This window comes from Nocardia sp. NPDC049707, assembly GCF_040674855.1.
Taxonomy (GTDB): domain Bacteria; phylum Actinomycetota; class Actinomycetes; order Mycobacteriales; family Mycobacteriaceae; genus Nocardia.
The window spans coordinates 146,664-162,675 of sequence record NZ_JBFANN010000012.1 but is presented as its reverse complement, the minus strand read 5'-3'; the positions used below and the strand labels follow the sequence as shown (position 1 = coordinate 162,675).

Sequence of the window (16,012 nt, the reverse complement as noted above, 5' to 3'; positions counted from 1 at the left end):
GCGACGCCCTGATTCAGCTCCGCCAGGGCGCATGCGACGTAGTCGCGAGTCTCGACGGCTCGGACGCGAGACAGAAGGGGGCCGCGAACACGCCGCGCCCGCGCGGCCAAAAACACAGCTCAAACACCGAACCGGCGATGTCGAGCGGCGTAGTCGCGCAAGGCGCGCAGGAAGTCCACCCGTCGGAATTCCGGCCAATACGCCTCGGTGAACCATATTTCCGAGTATGCGCTCTGCCACAGCAAAAACCCGGAGAGCCGCTGCTCACCGGAGGTCCGGATGACCAGATCGGGATCCGGCTGACCGGAGGTGTAGAGGTGTTGGCCGATGGAGTTCACGGTGATCGACTGGACCAGATCCTCGCCGGTCTCCCCCGCCGCGATCTCCTGGCGGACCAGCTTGCGGACCGCATCCGCGATCTCCTGCCGACCGCCGTAGCCGACCGCGACATTCACGTGTACACCGTCGCGTCCGCTGGTGCGTTCGGCCGCGGTGCGCAGCCGCTTGGCGACCAGCTCCGGAAAGCCGTCGAGCGTGCCGACGATGCGCACACTCCAGTTCTGCTCTGGTGCGGATAGTTCCTCGACGACATCGGTGATCACCTCGAAGAGGGTCTCCAGTTCGTCGGGATCGCGCTGCAGATTCTCGGTGGACAGCAGATAGACGGTCACCATCTCGATGCCCTCGTCCGCGCACCAGCCGACCAGCTCCGCGATCTTCAGCGCGCCGATCCGATGCCCATGACTCACATCGGTGAAGCCGTTTTCTCTGGCCCAGCGCCGATTACCATCGCACATCACCGCGACGTGCCGAGGATGTTGTTTGCCGGTCAGCTGCTTGGACAGCCGCGACTCGTAGATGCGGTATGGCAAACGCACCGGACTCGGAAGCTCCACGGCGACCCACCCTACGCCTCAGCGGCGCGATCCCGGCATCGACTGTGTTCGATGTGTGCGCGCAATCCCTCCGTGGTCACGCTGCACTACCGACTCCGAACCCGTCGCGCGCGCCGCGGGTTTCCCGGTACAGTGACGGAGCACCGCAACTTACGACACCGTAGGTTACTGCTGGGTACCATTAGGAGGTAACTCGTGTCCGAATTGGTCCGCACGGCCGATGCGACACCGGTCGCGATCCCGGGCACAGCGACACCGATCAAGCCGCGGATGCGGGGCTGGATTCACACCTGGGCGGTCGGCATCGCGGCAATCGCGGTGCTGGTGTTGGTCTCGAGCGCGGCGCGCGTCTCAGCGACGGCAGGCTGGTCCACCCTGGTCTACGGGCTGACCGTGTGCGGATTATTCGGGATCAGCGCCGTCTACCACCGGGTGACCTGGGCGACCGCGCGGACACGCGTCCAGATGAAGCGCGCCGATCATTCGATGATCTTCCTGTTCATCGCGGGCAGCTATACGCCGTTCGCATTACTCGGCCTGCCTGGGCGGACGGGCCGGATACTGCTGCTGGTGGTGTGGCTCGGCGCGCTGGCCGGTGTGGCATTGAAACTGTTGTGGCCGACCGCTCCCCGCTGGGTCGGCGTGCCGCTGTATCTGCTGCTCGGCTGGGCGATCGTGCCGGTGGCCGGGCAGCTCAATACGAATATCGGAATCGCACCGCTGATCCTGCTGCTCATCGGCGGCCTGGTCTACAGCGGCGGCGCGATCCTCTATGCGACCAAATGGCCGAATCCGTGGCCCACCGTCTTCGGCCACCACGAGTTCTTCCACGCCGCGACCGTCCTGGCCGCCCTCTGCCACTACGCCGCCATCTGGTTTGTCGTGCTGCGCTGAGCGCATACGGAACATCGTGGGCATGCCGAATTGCCCTTTGCGGCAATAGAGTTGGGAAGCGATGCCGATCCGGAAGCTGGCGGGGTAGACAACACGCCGAGCGGGCGGTCAGCGCGCCGTGGAGTCGGATGCGACGGCGCGGCCCGCGGCATTCGGTACCGCAGCCCGTGGCAGCAAAGACTGCATTCGATTCCACCCATGCCGATCGACCGGTCCGGGACACCCGCGACCGGAGCGCCCGCGCTATCAGGTGACGTTCTGGTCGGCGGTGTGACGGCGGAGTTCGCCGATATGTCCGACGAGATCACGGGAAACTGCTACTGATGGTCACGCTGGTTCTATGCTGTTCGTTCGTGCCGCTGCTGCGATCAAGGCAATAGTGTTGATATTTCGGGTTGGTGATCCAATGCGCGTCAGGGTTTCGGTGCGCACCCACGCGCCCGCGCAGGCGGGGTCGATATCTCCGGATGTCGGGGCGCCGTGATCACCAGGCTGGTCGTGTGGGCGCTGAAGGCGCGGTGGGGGTTGGCGGCGGTGGTGATCACCGCGAATCTGGGCGGCCTCGCGGTGATCGTGACCGAGCTGTGGCTCAGCGGATTCCTCAGCCGGATCGGGGCGGACTGGCGGCACATCGTCGCGATGGTTTCGATCTATCCGGTGCTGGGTTTCGTGGCCGGGGTCGGGCTGGCCGTGCGGGATCGGACCGCCTACTTCGGATGGCTCGATGACGAACGTGAGCCGACCGTCGACGAGGCGCGCCAGCTGCTGCGCCTGCCGGTCGCGATCACCGCCCGAGCACTGGCGATCTGGCTGCCCGGTGTCATTGTGGCGACCGCGATGTTGTCGCATCTGACCCCGCACAACAGCGCCGCGGTGGCCGCGGCACTGTTCACCCTCGGCGCGCTGGAATCGGCCGGATTCACCTTCCTGATCGTCGACCGGCTGATCCGCCCGACCATTCCGGTGGTGTCCGAAGTACTCGGCCCCACCGCGCACTGGAGTTCTTCAGTGCTCATGCGGGTCGTGATGACCTGGGCGGTGGCGGGTGCGATGCCGCTGCTCATGCTGATCACGGTGCTCGCCGATCCGGCCTCGGTTGCGCCGGACCGCGTTCGCGCCGCCATCTACCTCTCCGGTGTCGGCATCGGCGTCGGTGCGCTTGCGACCGCCCTCCTGGCGCGTTCGGTCGCGACGCCGATGCGCACGCTGCGCCGGGCGCTGGATCGGATCACCAAGGGCGAGTTGGATGTTCGGGTGCAGGTCGGCAGCACCAGCGAGATCGGGCGGCTGGAGAATTCGGTCAATGAACTCGCCGCCAATCTGCGTGAACGCGAGCGGATGCGGGACGTCTTCGGCCGTCACGTCGGCACGGAGGTCGCCGAGCGGGCGTTGGCGGGCGGGGTCGATCTGACCGGCGATGTGCGCGAGGTGTCGGCGCTGTTCGTCGATGTCACCGGGTCCGTCGAGCTGTCCAGCAGTCTGACGCCGGACGATTTCGTGGCCAAACTCAATCGGCTGCTCGCGATCGTGGTCGCGGCGACCGAGGAGAACAACGGGTTGGTCAACAAGTTCGAGGGCGATGCGGCACTGTGTATCTTCGGTGCGCCGATCGCGTTGCGGGACAATGCGACACCCGCGCTGCGCGCGGCGCGGCGTATTCGCGACGAGGTCATGGCCACCGGCGAACTCGATATCGGCATCGGCGTCGCGCGCGGGCGGGTATTCGCGGGCGACATCGGCTCCGATACGCGCCTGGAGTACACGGTGATCGGCGATGCGGTCAATGCGGCGGCCCGGCTGACCACCGCGGCGAAGGAGGTGCCGCGCCGAATTCTGGTCAGCGGCGCGGTCATCGAGGCGGCGGCCGCGCACGAGCGCGCCAAATGGACTCTCTACGACCACATTACGCTGCGCGGGATGCCCGAACCGACCGCCGGCTGGACGGATCTGGCGACCACTCCAACAGGCGACGGCGCGGAACCCGATACCGATGCGGCCGCCGTCAGCGCGATCGCCGAAGCAGGAACCGCGATAACCGAATCTCCATCCCGGAATCGCTGATCGCGATTACGCGCAGTGCCCTCGTCTGGGTTCACGTCGGTCGGGGCGACGACCTCCGCCCCGGAATCGGCGATCGCGGCACGACGGTCACACCCGGTGCCATCGGCCGAATTCAGGGCAACCAGCCGCTCAGGCCGACGATCTCCGCCGCGATGTCGGATACTGCGCGGCCATCGGTGCCGACCCTATGCACCCAGTCCGGAGCCTCGGCATCCAGTTTCGCCGCCATTTCCCGGCTCCGCTCGATGTGCGCATCCAGCGCGCTACCGATCTCCCGGCTCGCGAGCCGCTGGGCAGCTATCGGATCCGTACAGGTCAGCAGGACCGCGGTGACTTTCGGCTGCTCCCCCATCGCCGCGATGAGTTCACCGAGCACACCCTCGAACACACTCGCGGTATTCGTGTACACCATCCGCCGATACCCGAGCGCACGGTAATTCGCCCACATCGCGGCAAGATTCCGCTCAGCGAGACCATGCTCCCAAGGCGCGGGATAGGCCTGATCCAGGTTGTCCCCCTCGATCAAACAATGCCGCACCCGCGCCGCCGAAAGCCGCGCATGAACCTCGAACGCCACCGTCGTCTTCCCGACCCCGGACCGCCCACCGATGAACAAAGCCTGACTACGCAAGGTCACCCACCCACTAGCGCCGGTTCAGGGAGGCGCGCAGGTCGGGTGCGGTCGTCACCGGGAGGTCGCAGACCGAGCCGCGGCAGACGTAGGCGGAGGGGGCACCGTTGACCGGCGAGCGATCGGCCAGGAGGGGAACCGAGTCGGTGGGGGCGGCGACGATGACGGTGCCGCCGGGGGCTTCGGTACGGGCGGTGGCGATCAATTCCGTTGCCGCGGTTGTGCTATCGGGTAGGGCGATGGCTACCTGGAGGGGGCCGCGGAGGGCGGGTTCGGCTACGGTGAGCCACTGGCCGGCCGAGCGGGGCGCGCGGGCGAGGACGACGGCACCGCGTTGGAGGGTTTGGTCGGCCAGCTCGCGGTAGTGGAGCGCGGGTTCCGGCGCGCTGGTGGCCGCGGCCGTGAGAAGGGCCTCGGCGAGGGCGGATGCGCCTGCGGGGGTCGCGCCGTCGATGGGATCGCGCGGGCGGGTGACCAGAATTTCGGCGTCGTCGGCGGTATCGAACCAGCTGCCGGCCGCGGCCGGGTCGGCGAAGTGCTGAATCGCCTTGTCCAGCAGGCGTTGTGCATGTTCGAGCCAATCGAGTCGGCCGGTGGCCTGGTGTAGTGCCAGCAGGCCGGTGACCAGCCAGGCGTAGTCCTCCAAGATGCCCGGAGACGTGCCGACCACGCCACCGAGCGAGGCGCGACGCACCCGCCCGTCGACCACATGCTCGGCCAACAGGAAGTGGGCGCAGCGGGCGGCGGCTGCCACCCAATCATCTTGCCGCAGTGCGGAACCCGCCTCGGCCAGGGCAGTAATGGCCATGCCGTTCCAGGCGGTCACCACCTTGTCATCGCGGTCCGGCTGCGGGCGTCGCGCACGAGCATCGCGCAGGGTGGCGCGGACCCGTTCGAAACGCTCGCGGGCAGCCGTGGCAGTCCCGTTGTCGGACACCGCATCCGGATCGGCATACCGGGTCGGCACCGAGGTGCCCTGTTCGAAGTTCCCGGCGGTTGTGACCCCGAAAACCTCGGCGGCCCAGACACCTTCGATAGCGCCGAGTTCGCCGATCAACTCGGCGGGTGTCCAGACATAGGTCGCGCCTTCGACACCTGGCCCGCCCGGTTCCAAGTGGGTGTCGGCGTCCAGGGCGGACGCGAACCCGCCGTGGTCGGTGCCGAGGTCATCGAGAATGAACTGCACCGTCTCACGAGTAACCCTGTGCGCCAAAGACTCTCGCTCCCGCGGCGGAGTCCGTCGAGCAAGATGCGCATAGGCGCGGAGCAGTTGCGCATTGTCATAGAGCATCTTCTCGAAATGCGGCACCACCCATGCCGCATCGACGGAGTAGCGGGCGAACCCACCGCGCAACTGGTCGTAGATGCCGCCGCGGGCCATCGCTTCAGCCGTGCGGTTCACCACATCGAAGGTCGCGGCGTCGCCAGTACGCTCCCAACTCCGCAGCAACCCCTCCAGCAGTGCCGACGGCGGGAATTTCGGCGCGCCGCCGAATCCACCGTGCCTCGGATCCTCATCGCGCAACACCGCCGCGACCGCGTGATCGAGCAACTCGGCTGAAATCGTCACATCGGCGTCGGGCAGCCCAGCGGCCTGTGCCCGCAGCGCATCGGTCACCTGCGTGGCGGCCTTGTCCACCGCATCGCGCCGGGTGTCCCAGGTATCGGTGATGGCCGTGAGCAGTTGGGTGAACGACGGCATCCCACCACGCGGCACCTTCGGGTAATAGGTACCGCAGTAGAACGGCTCACCCTCCGGCGTGAGAAAGCACGTCATCGGCCAGCCACCCTGCCCGGTCATCGCCACCGTGGCATTCATATAGACGGCGTCCAGATCCGGCCGCTCCTCACGATCCACCTTGATGCATACGAAGTTCTCGTTCATCTGCGCCGCCGTCCGCGCATCCTCGAACGATTCGTGCGCCATCACATGGCACCAGTGGCAACTCGCGTATCCGATCGACAGCAGAATCGGCACGTCCCGCGCTGCCGCTTCGGCTAACGCCTGGGCGTCCCACTCCCGCCAATCCACCGGATTCCCGGCATGCTGACGCAGGTAAGGTGATGTCGCACCAGCCAATTGGTTCATACCCATCAACCTCCTATACCGAGCCGGCTCACCACACGCTCTGCCCACTTCGACTCGACCCGCGAGGTCAGGAGTTGCCAGAACGGCAAGTCTGTCCTGCCATCGCACCCGCATACTCGTGGGCCTTCACATGAAGAGTAGTGCGCCATCACATGACGGATGAGGGCGGTGAGGCCGTCATCGGGGTCCCACAAGGGAGGTCAATTCATTTCATTCCGTTGCCGATGCCCTTGCCGGCTCTCCTGATAGATGTCGGCGTAGGTCCGTGAGTCTTTTGTCAGGTCGTCGCAGAAAGCCGCGACATCATTGCCGATGAGTTCCAGGACTCCCTTGCCGGCCGCGACCCCCTCTTCGAAGAAATCAAGAATTCCCGAGAGCAAGTTTCCGTCGACCAGCTCGACTGGCCCGACCTTGAAAAAGTACTTTTGGATCTCCTTGTAGACGATCTGATAATCGGTTGGGAGTGCTTTGACCCGCGCCATGTGCGCTCGCCACTCCCTCTTACCTTCGATTATGTCGCGGATGCCCACGTTATCCTCCTAGCCGGCCCAGTTTCCTTGCAACATTCACGTTCAGCTGCTCGCGCCCCTTGTCGCGATAGCTCTTGGATCCCTCTTCGCCGGCGATCGCCGCGCAGAAGCCTTCGATGTCGTCGCCCAGCGCCTCGTGGACACTCCGACCATCCGCCGCCGTTTCCTCGAGCAGCCCTAGTGCACCGTCGAGGATCGGCATCAAGTTGCGACCCGTGAAGCCCGCATAGGGGGAGAGATGAATCTTTATCTCTTCCCACGCCGCTCCATACTCGGGCGGTAGCGCCTTGGCCCGGGCGTCGAAGGCCGTGTATTCCCTGGTGAGATCGCTGCCGGTGATTGTCTCCCAGAAGTTCATTTCTTGCTTCCCTTGAGCTCATTGATGCGTGATGAGACGTATTCCCATTTCGACCAGAATGTCGCGAGCTCTTTGCGTCCCGCGTCGTTGAGTGCGTAGAACTTGCGCGGCGGGCCGACTTCGGAAGGTCGTTTCGATACATCGACCAGCCCGTTTTTCTCCAATCGCAGCAGAATGGCGTAGACCGTCCCTTCGATGACGTCTGCGAAACCGAGTTCATTCAGCCGCCGCGTGATGACGTAACCGTATGTCTCCTCGGAGTCGATGATCTCGAGGACGCAGCCTTCGAGCGTGCCTTTCAGCATCTCCGTCAAGTTGTCCGTGGCAACCCCTCCTTCGATCGAGGCGCACTATTCAGCGCTACTAACTACCGGTAGACTGTATCACAGAGTAGATGGCGGGCAACGGACGATTTCAAGCCGGGTGACGTTCTGAATCAGAGCTTGCACAACCACTACTCAGTGTTACTATCTACCAGTAGTCTGCGTCACCGAGTAGCGCGAGGAGATGAAGCATGGGAAAGCAGATGACGGAGATGCTCGCGGGCACGCTGGAGGGCATCGTCCTGGCGATCTTGTCTGCGCGTCCCGCGTACGGCTTCGAGATCACAGCGTGGCTGCGTGATCAGGGATTCACCGACATCGCCGAAGGCACCATCTACGCCCTGCTGGTCAGGATCGAGAAATGGGACCTGGTCGACGTGGTGAAAGTCCCGTCGGAAAAGGGGCCGCCGCGCAAGGCGTATTCGCTCAATTCCACAGAGCGCGAACATCTCGACGAGTTCTGGAAGACCCGGAGCTTGCCGTCCGAACGGCTCGAACGGCTCGAACGGCTCCATGAAGCCGAGGCTGATCGATGACGACGCCGCAAGCGCCGGCAATTCATGCAGAGAGCGTCGAGAAGTCCCGCAGACCGCCTCATGCCGCGCAAGACGGGTTCGCGATCGATCAGGCGGCAGCATTCGCCGGCGTCACCGTAACGATGGTGCAGCTCTACCACCAGCACGGGCTGGTCGACGAACCCGAGTTCGACGGCTCCGGCTGTCGCCGATACCGATCCGCAGAGCTGCTGCGGCTGGTGCAGGTCCGGACGCTGGCCGGGGCGGGCGTACCGCTGGCCGAAATCGGAGATGTGCTCGACTACTTCGCTCACATCGAGCGCGTCCTCGACAGCCCTCGGTAGCCATGTCCGCGGAAATACCTAACCGCTATTCCATATTTCGCTCGCACATACGTGTATTGCATACGTCCACTCATGCTCGGTAATCGACAATCGAAAGGCAAGAACGTGCCCGCTCCACGCAAGACCAATACCGGCTCGAACACATCGACTTGGACCGGCATGGTGCCGGTCGGCGATACGGCCCTGGCCGTCACCGACACCGGCGGTCCCGGTATCCCCGTGATCTATCTCAACGGCCACATGGCCTCTCAGCGGTCTTGGCGGCGAACCATCGCCGAATTGGGGCCGGGGTGGCGGCACATCAGCTACGACATGCGGGGCCGCGGCAGGTCGCAGCGTTCGGCGGACTATTCGTTCGAGACGAACCTCGGGGATGTCGACATTGTCCTCGCGGCCAGAGGTGTGCAGCGGGCGCTGGTGGTGGGCTGGTCCTACGGGGCCTTCGTCGCGGCGCACTGGGCCAGCCGCAATCCCGACCGTACCGTGGGCGCGGTCCTGGTCGAGGGCGCGCAACCCTACGACTGGATCGACGAGATCGATATCGAACAGATGCGGAAGCTCTGGAAGCGGTTGAACTTCCTCATGGTGCTGCTGCGCCCGACAGGCCTGGCCCCGCGCATGACCGCCGAACAGATGGCGGACAGCAATATCGAGGCCGGCGAGATAGCCCGCGAACGCGAACTGGGCCCCGTGCTGGACAACATCACCGTCCCGACCCGGTACGTGAACGCCTCGGGATCATCGCTGGGCAGCAAGGGCGATGGGCAGGAACTTATCCGTGCCAGCCTCGATCGGGTGGTCGAACGCAACCCGAACATCGAAATTCACGCGAAGGTCCGCAGCTCGCACGGCAGCATCCTGCGCAAGGACTTCCGCACCATCGCCCAAGCCATCCGCGCGGTCGCCGCCGGGGACCGGAACCAGCCGGGCCCCTCGACCCGGTGAGGTGAACACGCCGCAGCACCTTGCCCGCCGGACCGACTCGGTGGGCAAGGTGCACGAACAGTTCGAGGAACTCTCGTCATGTACGCCTTCGAAGACACTCGACCGAACCGAATAGTCCAGCGGCTGCTGAGCGACCGCCACTCCCTGCCGCTGTCCATCGCGTTGCATCTGGTCCCCGGCGCCCTGATTGTCGTCGCATACCTGCTCATCGGCGAACCATTGATCGACGCCGTCGGTTACCCGATCCTTCTGGGCTGGGCGATCGCCCTGTGCCTGGTTCTCGTACCGACCCTGGTGGGGCTGTTGTGGCTGGGCCGCAATCTGAACGGCCGCTTCTCGCTGCGCGGCGTGCTGCACTACACCGGCAAGCCGATCCCGTGCGGGAAGCTGGTGTCGATGGTCATCCCGCTCATCGTGTGGATGATGGTGCTGAGCTTCGCGACGGCACCGATGAACCGCTTCTTCCTCGACAACTTCTTCACATGGGTCCCGTATACCGACGCCGCTGGCAGCGCCACTGCATTCCTCGACGGATACTCGTACTCGACCATGCTCACCACAATGGTGATCTGCCTGCCGCTGACCGGAATCTCTCTCCCGCTCATCGAGGAGCTGTACTTCCGCGGCTTCCTGCTCCCCCGCATCGCCCACCTCGGCGGATGGGCGCCGGTGGCCAGCACAGTCTTGTTCTCGCTGTACCACTTCTGGTCGCCGTGGGTGTTCGTGTCGCGGGTGATCTTCATGTTCCCGGGGTTCTGGCTCGCCTGGCGGAACAAGGACATCCGGCTATCGATCGGGATGCACGTCGGCGTGACCTCGATCATGGCGACCTTCGGCACCATCGCCGTTGCGCTGAACCTCATCTGAAACTCGGACCGCCGCAAGCAGGTCCCGCACACTGGCGCAATGCAGGCATTGCATACCAGAGTTCACGTGGTCAGCTCGCGGTACAGCAGTGGTGCGCGGAGTAACAGTTCCTCGATCTCATCGAGGCTGAACCCGAGGCCCTGGGCCCGTTTGAGAATCACGGCCACGTCTGGTTCGTCGTGATCGCGGGTCTGGTCGGTCTGCTCGTGCGGCTCCTGTTCACGGCCACATCCTCGGGTCTGGGGTACCCGCTCGATGGCCAGGCGTAGCTGTCCATGCGCAGACAGCCGGCGAGCATCATCGTGCGGCGCTGGTGCGCTGGACTCGGGACTTCCAGGCGAGGAGGGCGGCCTGTGCGATGAAGAAGATGCCGCCGCCGGTCGCATAGGTGGACAGGACATCGAGCGACGGGGACGGTCCGATGGCCTGGACGAGATAGAACACGCCGACCAGGAAGGACAGGCCGCCGGAGATCAGTGTCGGCCATTGCTTGCCGAGGACGGGACCACGACGGTGAATGCCGACGGCCAATTGGGCCGCGCCGGCAAGCACTGCCCAGACGCCGAAAATGGCCAGGACCCAGCCGACTCCGCCGAGGGCCGCGGCGATTCCGAGGGCGACCGCGGCCACACTACTCAGGGCTCCGTTGAAAGCCGTCACACGGCGGTCGGGACCGGGCGCGACGGCGAGGTAGTCGATGAGCGACGACACGGCATCGATCAGCGGATAGCTGACCAGCAGGGTGACCGCGAGCACGTCCAAGGCGTGGTGAGCAGCGGCGAAGGCGAAGGCCCACCCGATCGCGACGACACCGCGGACCGCGTACAGGCGAATCAGCGAGGAACGCTCGGACTTCGAATCCGGCAGCGCCACAGTGGTATTCATGATAAAGATCCATTCGATCGTGGTGAACGGGGATGCTGGGCGGCGAGATCCCATACGTCGGGACCGCGCCCGTGCAGCACCGCGAACTCGGCCCAGAGCCAGAGCGTCACCGGACCCGTGAAAACCGCTGCCGCACTGAAACGTTCCCATTGACGATCCCGGCGCTGGGATGGCATACCGATCACCCTGTGCTGGAGTCGACGAACTCGCGAACCGCGTCGGCGAACCGCCCTGGCTCCTTCAGATGGCCGAGGTGTCCGCTGTGTTCGAGGACGAGCGGTTGTGTGCGGAGTGGACATCACGCGGCCTGTAGCGGGCCGGCGAACGACTTGCGCAGCGATGACGGGCCGACCAGGGGCAGCAGAGCCGCCAGCAGTTTGCCCTTGAAAGCCTGCGGGGTGCGGGTCAGCTCGATATCGACGCGGGAGCCGTTCGGTTCCGGGGTGGTGCGGAAGACCCAGCCACCGCCCGGGCCGAAGAGTTTGGAATCCAGCGTGGTAACGGTGACGGTGTCGCCGGCCGGATCCCATTCATAGCGGGCGCGTTCCCACGCCGCGGTGGTGCCCTCGGTGACCTCGGCCCAGGTCTCGCCGCGATCGTGCACAACGAAGTGCTCGGCGTCGATGGACGGCCAGACCTCGGCTCGGGAGGGCTCGAAGTCGGTGAGCACACCTACGACCTCGGCGGGGGACAGCATGGACAGGAGATGAAAGCGGACCGTAGTCATGCGAACACTCTCGCGGTCGCGAGCAGAGCGGCGAATCAGTCAGATGACGCTGGAGTTTACGTATTCCACTTTCGGTATGGTCGCGAAAGTGCCCCATATGACCAGGTGGGGCCCGGAAAGAGGGGTACGTGCCATGCCGATGTTCGGGCGGGACGCCGAGTTGAAAGACCTTGGCGCGCTCGTGGACGGTCCCGGCGACCGGAGCGGAAACCTGATCGAAGGCGAGCCCGGGATCGGAAAGTCGGCGCTCGTCGACGAAGCGGCGGCAGCGGCGGCCATCGCGGGGCTGCGGGTGCTACGGACCGCCGGCGTCGAGGCCGAACAGCACCTCGCTTATGCGGGCCTGCAGCGGCTGCTGTATCCGCTTCGCCGCGGGTTCGACGCGCTGCCGCCGCGTCAGTTCGATGCTCTGGCAACGGCTTCGGGCCTGTCGGACAGTGTCGATGATCCGAGCCCCTACCTGGTGGGGCTCGCCGCGCTGACCCTGCTGGCCGACGCCGCGGCCGACCGCCCGCTGCTGATCGTTGCCGAGGACGTGCACTGGCTCGATACCGCCAGCGCCGACGCGCTCGCCTTCCTCGTCCGCCGTATCGACACCGAGCCCGTCGCCGTGATCGCCACCCGCCGAGACGGCAGCACGACATCGCTGTGCGACGCGGGACTGAATCCCATGCGATTGGAACCGCTGTCCGACGATTCCGCGGCGGCGTTGCTCGACAGCGTCGCACCGGACCTGCCCGCGCCGGTCCGCCGGCGAGTGCTCGCCGAGGCCAAGGGCAATCCGCTCGCATTGACCGAACTGCCAACGGCGGTCGTGGATCTCACGGACCTCACCTCGGTGCTGCCGCTCACCGGACGCCTCGAACGCGCCTTCTCCGCACGTGCCGCCGCCCTGCCCGCGCCCAGCCGGTCCGCGCTGCTCGTCGCGGCGCTCAACGACGGTGACTCGCTCGCGGAGACGCTTTCTGCCACGCGCATTCTGCTGGGCGCTGCGGTCGAGCCCGAGAGCCTCACCCCTGCGGTGCAGGCGCGTCTGATCGACATCGACTCCGGCGCCGTGGCCTTCCGGCACGCGCTGATGCGGTCGGCGCTCGTGGCCGCCGCGACCGATGAGGAACGCCGGCGCACCCACCTCGCGCTGGCCCAGGCGCTGGATGCGCTGCCGGATCGGCGGGCGTGGCATCGCGCGGCCGCCGTCGTGGGCGCTGACGAACAGGTGGCCGCGGAACTCGAGGACGTCGCCGAACGGGCCAGGCATCGGGGCGGTGCGGTGGCGGCGCTGGAACGGGCCGCCGCCCTCAGCGACAGCCCGGACCGGCGCGCGGACCGCTTGCTGCGGGCGGCCGAACTGGCCGTCGATTCCGGTCGCCGCACCACCGCCGAACGCCTGGTGAACGCCGCTCGCACGCTCCCGCTCACACCGCGTTACGAGGCCACCGCGAACTGGCTGATCAGCGGCTTCGACGACGGTATGCGCGAAAGCCCGGCACGCATCGGCGAACTGGCCGCCCAGGCGGCCTCCGTCGCCGCCGATGGATACCCTGATGCCGCGATGCGCATCCTGTGGGGTGCGGCCATGCGGTGCTTCTGGGTCGAGCCCGGTCCCGACACCCGCCGTGCGCTGCTCGCCGTCGCCGACGCGCTCCCCGTTCCCGACAGCGACCCGCGCTTGGTCGCGGTCGCCGCATATGTGGCTCCGTTCGAACGCGGCGAGCACGTTCTCGATCGCCTCCGGGAGCTGGCCTCGGCCGCCGGGCAAGACCCGGAGGTCGACCGTTTCCTCGGGAGCGCGGCACTCCAGGTGGGAGCCTTCGACCTCGCCGCGCATTTCTCGGCCGCCGCCGCTCGCGGATTCCGCGCATCCGGGAGGCTGGGCCTGCTGACCCGCGCACTCGCGGTGCAGGCGTGGTGCCTGACCCGGCTCGGCGATCTCGCCGCCGCGGCGCCCGTCGCGGCCGAGGCCGCGGTTTTCGGCCGCGAGACCGGCCAACCGTTCATGCGGGGGCTGGCCACCGCCGTCGAGGCCGAAATCGCCGCCCTGCGCGGGGATTACGAGCAGGCTGTCGCCCTCACGGCGGAGGCCGAGCGGACCGGACTCGCAGCCGGTGCGCGACCCGTGCTGGCCACCGTCCAGCTCACACGCGGTCTCATCGCATTGGGCGAGGGACGATTCGACGATGCCTTCACCGATCTGAGCCGCCTGCACGATCCGCATGATCCGGCCCATTCCCCGTTCCTGCGCGCGTATTTCCTGGCCGAGCTCGCCGAGGCTGCGGTCCGCGCGGGCCGGTCCGAGGCCATGAGCGAGCTGCTGGATGGGCTGGAATCGGCGGCAGCGGTGACACCATCGCCCGCACTCCACCACGGAATGCGTTATGCGCACGCCGTTTTCGCCACCGAGGCAGCCGAAGAGCGATTCTCCGCCGCGCTGGCCGCGGATCTCGCCGGCTGGCCCGCCGAACGCGGCCGCCTGCACCTCGCCTTTGGGGAGTGGCTGCGCCGACAGCGCCGGATTGTCGAATCCCGCGCCCACTTACGCACCGCCAGAGAGATTTTCGACGCTCTCGGCTTCACCGCCTGGAGCGAACGGGCACGCGTGGAACTGCGCAGCGCCGGCGAATCCAGCCCGGATCGCAGCACCGACGCCCGCGAACGGCTCACCCCGCACGAGCTGAGCATCGCCCAACTGGCGGCCCAGGGCCTGACCAACCGGGAGATCGGGCAACGGCTGTACCTGTCGCACCGGACCGTCAGCACCCATCTGCACCGCATCTTCCCCAAGCTCGGAATCAGTTCGCGCGGGGATCTGGCGGCGCTGCTGCCCACCATCGAGGACACGACCCGGTAGGCCAGCACACCGGCCGACCGTCATCGATTACGTCATCCGACGGTCGCGGCGGTACCCGCCGGTTGCCTAGCGTCACCGATGTGGGCGGTGAGGTGCGACCCCTCGCCTCGGACCTCACCGCGCCACGGTTCGCAGACGACAGCCTCGCAGGAGCGCAGATGCAGATCAGCAGAAGACCATTCGGTGGAGCGCTCGCAGCGGGCGCCGCGAGCTCGGCCGCAGCCCCCTGAGCGTGAACGCCGCCGCGCCGCCGGACTGTTTCATGCCCCGACCGCTTCCCGCTGTCCGTTCAGCGCGTCACGCAGCGCGGCGCGCGTCGTGATGCCCAGCTTCGGGAAAATCCGGTACAGGTGCGAACTGACCGTGCGCGGCGACAAATACAGTTGCCGACCGATCTCCTTGTTGGTGAGACCACGAGCGGCCAGATCGGCGATCCGGCGTTCCTGCCAGGTGAGCACGTCCTGCCCAGGTGGGCTGTTATCGGTGGCCCGCGGTTCCCCGCGGGCGCGTTCGGCCCACGGCGCCGGCACCGGCGTCTCCGGCAGAACGGCGGTGTCGAACCGCGATGGGGTGCCGGCGCGCAGGGCGATCAGCAGTTTCGCCGAACTGCCGCCCAGCCGGCGGCCGACGAATCCGCACACCTCGGCGCTGGGCTCGTCGACCCAGTGACCGTCGTCGAGGACCAGCAGCAGCGGTCGCTCGGCGGCCGCCACGGACAGCAGGTCCAACACGGCGATCCCCAGCGTCATCACCGACGGCGGGGTGGCGCCCGGAGACCGGAAGGCGGTGTCGAACACGGCGCGAGCGCGCTCGTCGAGGGTATCCGTATGCGGAAACAGCGGGTACAGGAGCTGATGCAGCCCCGCATACGGGAGTGCGGATTCGGCTTCCACGCCGACAGCCCGAACCACGGTGTGCCCTTCTCGTCTGGCGAGCTCGATCGCATAGTCGAGTAGGACGTTCTTGTCGACTCCGCTCGCACCGCGCAGGATCAGGGCCTGGCCTGCCGTGGCCGTGACGAATGCCGACAGTCGTTGCCGCTCAGCGTCGCGAACGACCATTCGCACGACACGTGAGTCCATTGTCGTCCGCTCTCTTC

Annotated in this window: 17 protein-coding genes; 8 read left to right on the top strand and 9 right to left on the bottom strand. The window is 66.5% G+C overall.

From position 1 onward, the window contains the following. Positions 1-119: 119 nt before the first annotated feature. On the bottom strand, positions 120-896 hold the full coding sequence (locus AB0J29_RS14465; RefSeq protein ID WP_364493191.1) for an isoprenyl transferase: 777 nt from the start codon (positions 894-896) through the stop codon (positions 120-122). A 270-nt stretch (positions 897-1,166) separates the two neighbouring features. Here AB0J29_RS14465 and AB0J29_RS14460 point away from each other — a divergent pair, with 270 nt between their 5' ends. From AB0J29_RS14460 to AB0J29_RS14450, 3 genes are all read left to right on the top strand, one after another. Beyond that, positions 1,167-1,790 (top strand): hemolysin III family protein, encoded by a 624-nt coding sequence (locus AB0J29_RS14460; protein ID WP_364784802.1) that lies wholly within the window; start codon positions 1,167-1,169, stop codon positions 1,788-1,790. Positions 1,791-1,988: 198 nt separating this feature from the next. After that, positions 1,989-2,114: a hypothetical protein gene (locus AB0J29_RS14455; RefSeq protein WP_364784772.1), complete on the top strand. Its 126-nt coding sequence runs from the start codon at positions 1,989-1,991 to the stop codon at positions 2,112-2,114. 156 nt (positions 2,115-2,270) lie between these two features. Further along, positions 2,271-3,851, top strand: a complete 1,581-nt coding sequence (locus AB0J29_RS14450) for an adenylate/guanylate cyclase domain-containing protein (protein ID WP_364784769.1) — start codon at positions 2,271-2,273, stop codon at positions 3,849-3,851. 112 nt (positions 3,852-3,963) lie between these two features. On the opposite strand, the gene AB0J29_RS14445 is transcribed toward AB0J29_RS14450, so the two are convergent. The 5 genes from AB0J29_RS14445 to AB0J29_RS14425 form a co-directional block, all read right to left on the bottom strand. Continuing rightward, positions 3,964-4,488 carry an AAA family ATPase gene (locus tag AB0J29_RS14445; RefSeq protein WP_364784766.1) on the bottom strand — a complete coding sequence of 175 codons (525 nt, stop codon included), beginning with the start codon at positions 4,486-4,488 and terminating at the stop codon, positions 3,964-3,966. Between the two features lie 7 nt (positions 4,489-4,495). After that, positions 4,496-6,571 carry a thioredoxin domain-containing protein gene (locus AB0J29_RS14440; protein ID WP_364784763.1) on the bottom strand — a complete coding sequence of 692 codons (2,076 nt, stop codon included), beginning with the start codon at positions 6,569-6,571 and terminating at the stop codon, positions 4,496-4,498. Between the two features lie 200 nt (positions 6,572-6,771). Further along, positions 6,772-7,101: a DUF1048 domain-containing protein gene (locus tag AB0J29_RS14435; RefSeq protein WP_364784760.1), complete on the bottom strand. Its 330-nt coding sequence runs from the start codon at positions 7,099-7,101 to the stop codon at positions 6,772-6,774. Position 7,102: 1 nt separating this feature from the next. Next, on the bottom strand, positions 7,103-7,459 hold the full coding sequence (locus tag AB0J29_RS14430; RefSeq protein WP_364784757.1) for a DUF1048 domain-containing protein: 357 nt from the start codon (positions 7,457-7,459) through the stop codon (positions 7,103-7,105). Next, entirely contained in the window at positions 7,456-7,764 is a 309-nt protein-coding gene (locus AB0J29_RS14425; RefSeq protein ID WP_364784754.1) for a PadR family transcriptional regulator, read from the bottom strand. The genes AB0J29_RS14430 and AB0J29_RS14425 overlap by 4 nt, the downstream gene beginning before the upstream one ends. Before the next feature lie 209 nt (positions 7,765-7,973). Between AB0J29_RS14425 and AB0J29_RS14420 the strand changes: the two genes are divergently transcribed. From AB0J29_RS14420 to AB0J29_RS14405, 4 genes are all read left to right on the top strand, one after another. Then, complete coding sequence (locus tag AB0J29_RS14420; RefSeq protein ID WP_364784751.1) at positions 7,974-8,318, top strand: PadR family transcriptional regulator; 345 nt, start codon at positions 7,974-7,976, stop codon at positions 8,316-8,318. Beyond that, entirely contained in the window at positions 8,315-8,641 is a 327-nt protein-coding gene (locus tag AB0J29_RS14415) for a MerR family transcriptional regulator (RefSeq protein WP_364784748.1), read from the top strand. The genes AB0J29_RS14420 and AB0J29_RS14415 overlap by 4 nt, the downstream gene beginning before the upstream one ends. 105 nt (positions 8,642-8,746) lie before the next feature. After that, positions 8,747-9,586: an alpha/beta hydrolase gene (locus AB0J29_RS14410; RefSeq protein ID WP_364784745.1), complete on the top strand. Its 840-nt coding sequence runs from the start codon at positions 8,747-8,749 to the stop codon at positions 9,584-9,586. A gap of 78 nt (positions 9,587-9,664) precedes the next feature. Then, a complete protein-coding gene (locus tag AB0J29_RS14405; protein WP_364784742.1) occupies positions 9,665-10,453 on the top strand; it encodes a CPBP family intramembrane glutamic endopeptidase in 789 nt (262 codons plus the stop codon). Between the two features lie 297 nt (positions 10,454-10,750). On the opposite strand, the gene AB0J29_RS14400 is transcribed toward AB0J29_RS14405, so the two are convergent. Then, positions 10,751-11,338, bottom strand: a complete 588-nt coding sequence (locus AB0J29_RS14400) for a DUF308 domain-containing protein (RefSeq protein ID WP_364784739.1) — start codon at positions 11,336-11,338, stop codon at positions 10,751-10,753. Positions 11,339-11,636: 298 nt separating this feature from the next. Next, entirely contained in the window at positions 11,637-12,065 is a 429-nt protein-coding gene (locus tag AB0J29_RS14395; protein WP_364784736.1) for a hypothetical protein, read from the bottom strand. A 97-nt stretch (positions 12,066-12,162) separates the two neighbouring features. Here AB0J29_RS14395 and AB0J29_RS14390 point away from each other — a divergent pair, with 97 nt between their 5' ends. Beyond that, the gene (locus AB0J29_RS14390; protein ID WP_364784733.1) at positions 12,163-14,913 is read left to right on the top strand and encodes an AAA family ATPase; all 2,751 of its coding nucleotides are present in this window, start codon (positions 12,163-12,165) and stop codon (positions 14,911-14,913) included. A gap of 260 nt (positions 14,914-15,173) precedes the next feature. Here the strand turns inward: AB0J29_RS14390 and AB0J29_RS14385 are convergent, their stop codons facing one another. Further along, on the bottom strand, positions 15,174-15,995 hold the full coding sequence (locus tag AB0J29_RS14385) for a LuxR family transcriptional regulator (protein WP_364784730.1): 822 nt from the start codon (positions 15,993-15,995) through the stop codon (positions 15,174-15,176). Positions 15,996-16,012: the final 17 nt, after the last annotated feature.

What these genes read in the sequence shown, in the direction of transcription:
- AB0J29_RS14460 (WP_364784802.1), top strand. Translation starts at nt 1,167, where the DNA reads ATGCGGGGCTGGATTCACACCTGGGCGGTCGGCATCGCGGCAATCGCG.
- AB0J29_RS14455 (WP_364784772.1), top strand. Translation starts at nt 1,989, where the DNA reads ATGCCGATCGACCGGTCCGGGACACCCGCGACCGGAGCGCCCGCGCTA.
- AB0J29_RS14440 (WP_364784763.1), bottom strand. Translation starts at nt 6,571, where the DNA reads ATGAACCAATTGGCTGGTGCGACATCACCTTACCTGCGTCAGCATGCC.
- AB0J29_RS14430 (WP_364784757.1), bottom strand. Translation starts at nt 7,459, where the DNA reads ATGAACTTCTGGGAGACAATCACCGGCAGCGATCTCACCAGGGAATAC.
- AB0J29_RS14425 (WP_364784754.1), bottom strand. Translation starts at nt 7,764, where the DNA reads ATGCTGAAAGGCACGCTCGAAGGCTGCGTCCTCGAGATCATCGACTCC.
- AB0J29_RS14420 (WP_364784751.1), top strand. Translation starts at nt 7,974, where the DNA reads ATGGGAAAGCAGATGACGGAGATGCTCGCGGGCACGCTGGAGGGCATC.
- AB0J29_RS14415 (WP_364784748.1), top strand. Translation starts at nt 8,315, where the DNA reads ATGACGACGCCGCAAGCGCCGGCAATTCATGCAGAGAGCGTCGAGAAG.
- AB0J29_RS14405 (WP_364784742.1), top strand. Translation starts at nt 9,665, where the DNA reads ATGTACGCCTTCGAAGACACTCGACCGAACCGAATAGTCCAGCGGCTG.
- AB0J29_RS14400 (WP_364784739.1), bottom strand. Translation starts at nt 11,338, where the DNA reads ATGAATACCACTGTGGCGCTGCCGGATTCGAAGTCCGAGCGTTCCTCG.
- AB0J29_RS14395 (WP_364784736.1), bottom strand. Translation starts at nt 12,065, where the DNA reads ATGACTACGGTCCGCTTTCATCTCCTGTCCATGCTGTCCCCCGCCGAG.
- AB0J29_RS14390 (WP_364784733.1), top strand. Translation starts at nt 12,163, where the DNA reads ATGACCAGGTGGGGCCCGGAAAGAGGGGTACGTGCCATGCCGATGTTC.
- AB0J29_RS14385 (WP_364784730.1), bottom strand. Translation starts at nt 15,995, where the DNA reads ATGGACTCACGTGTCGTGCGAATGGTCGTTCGCGACGCTGAGCGGCAA.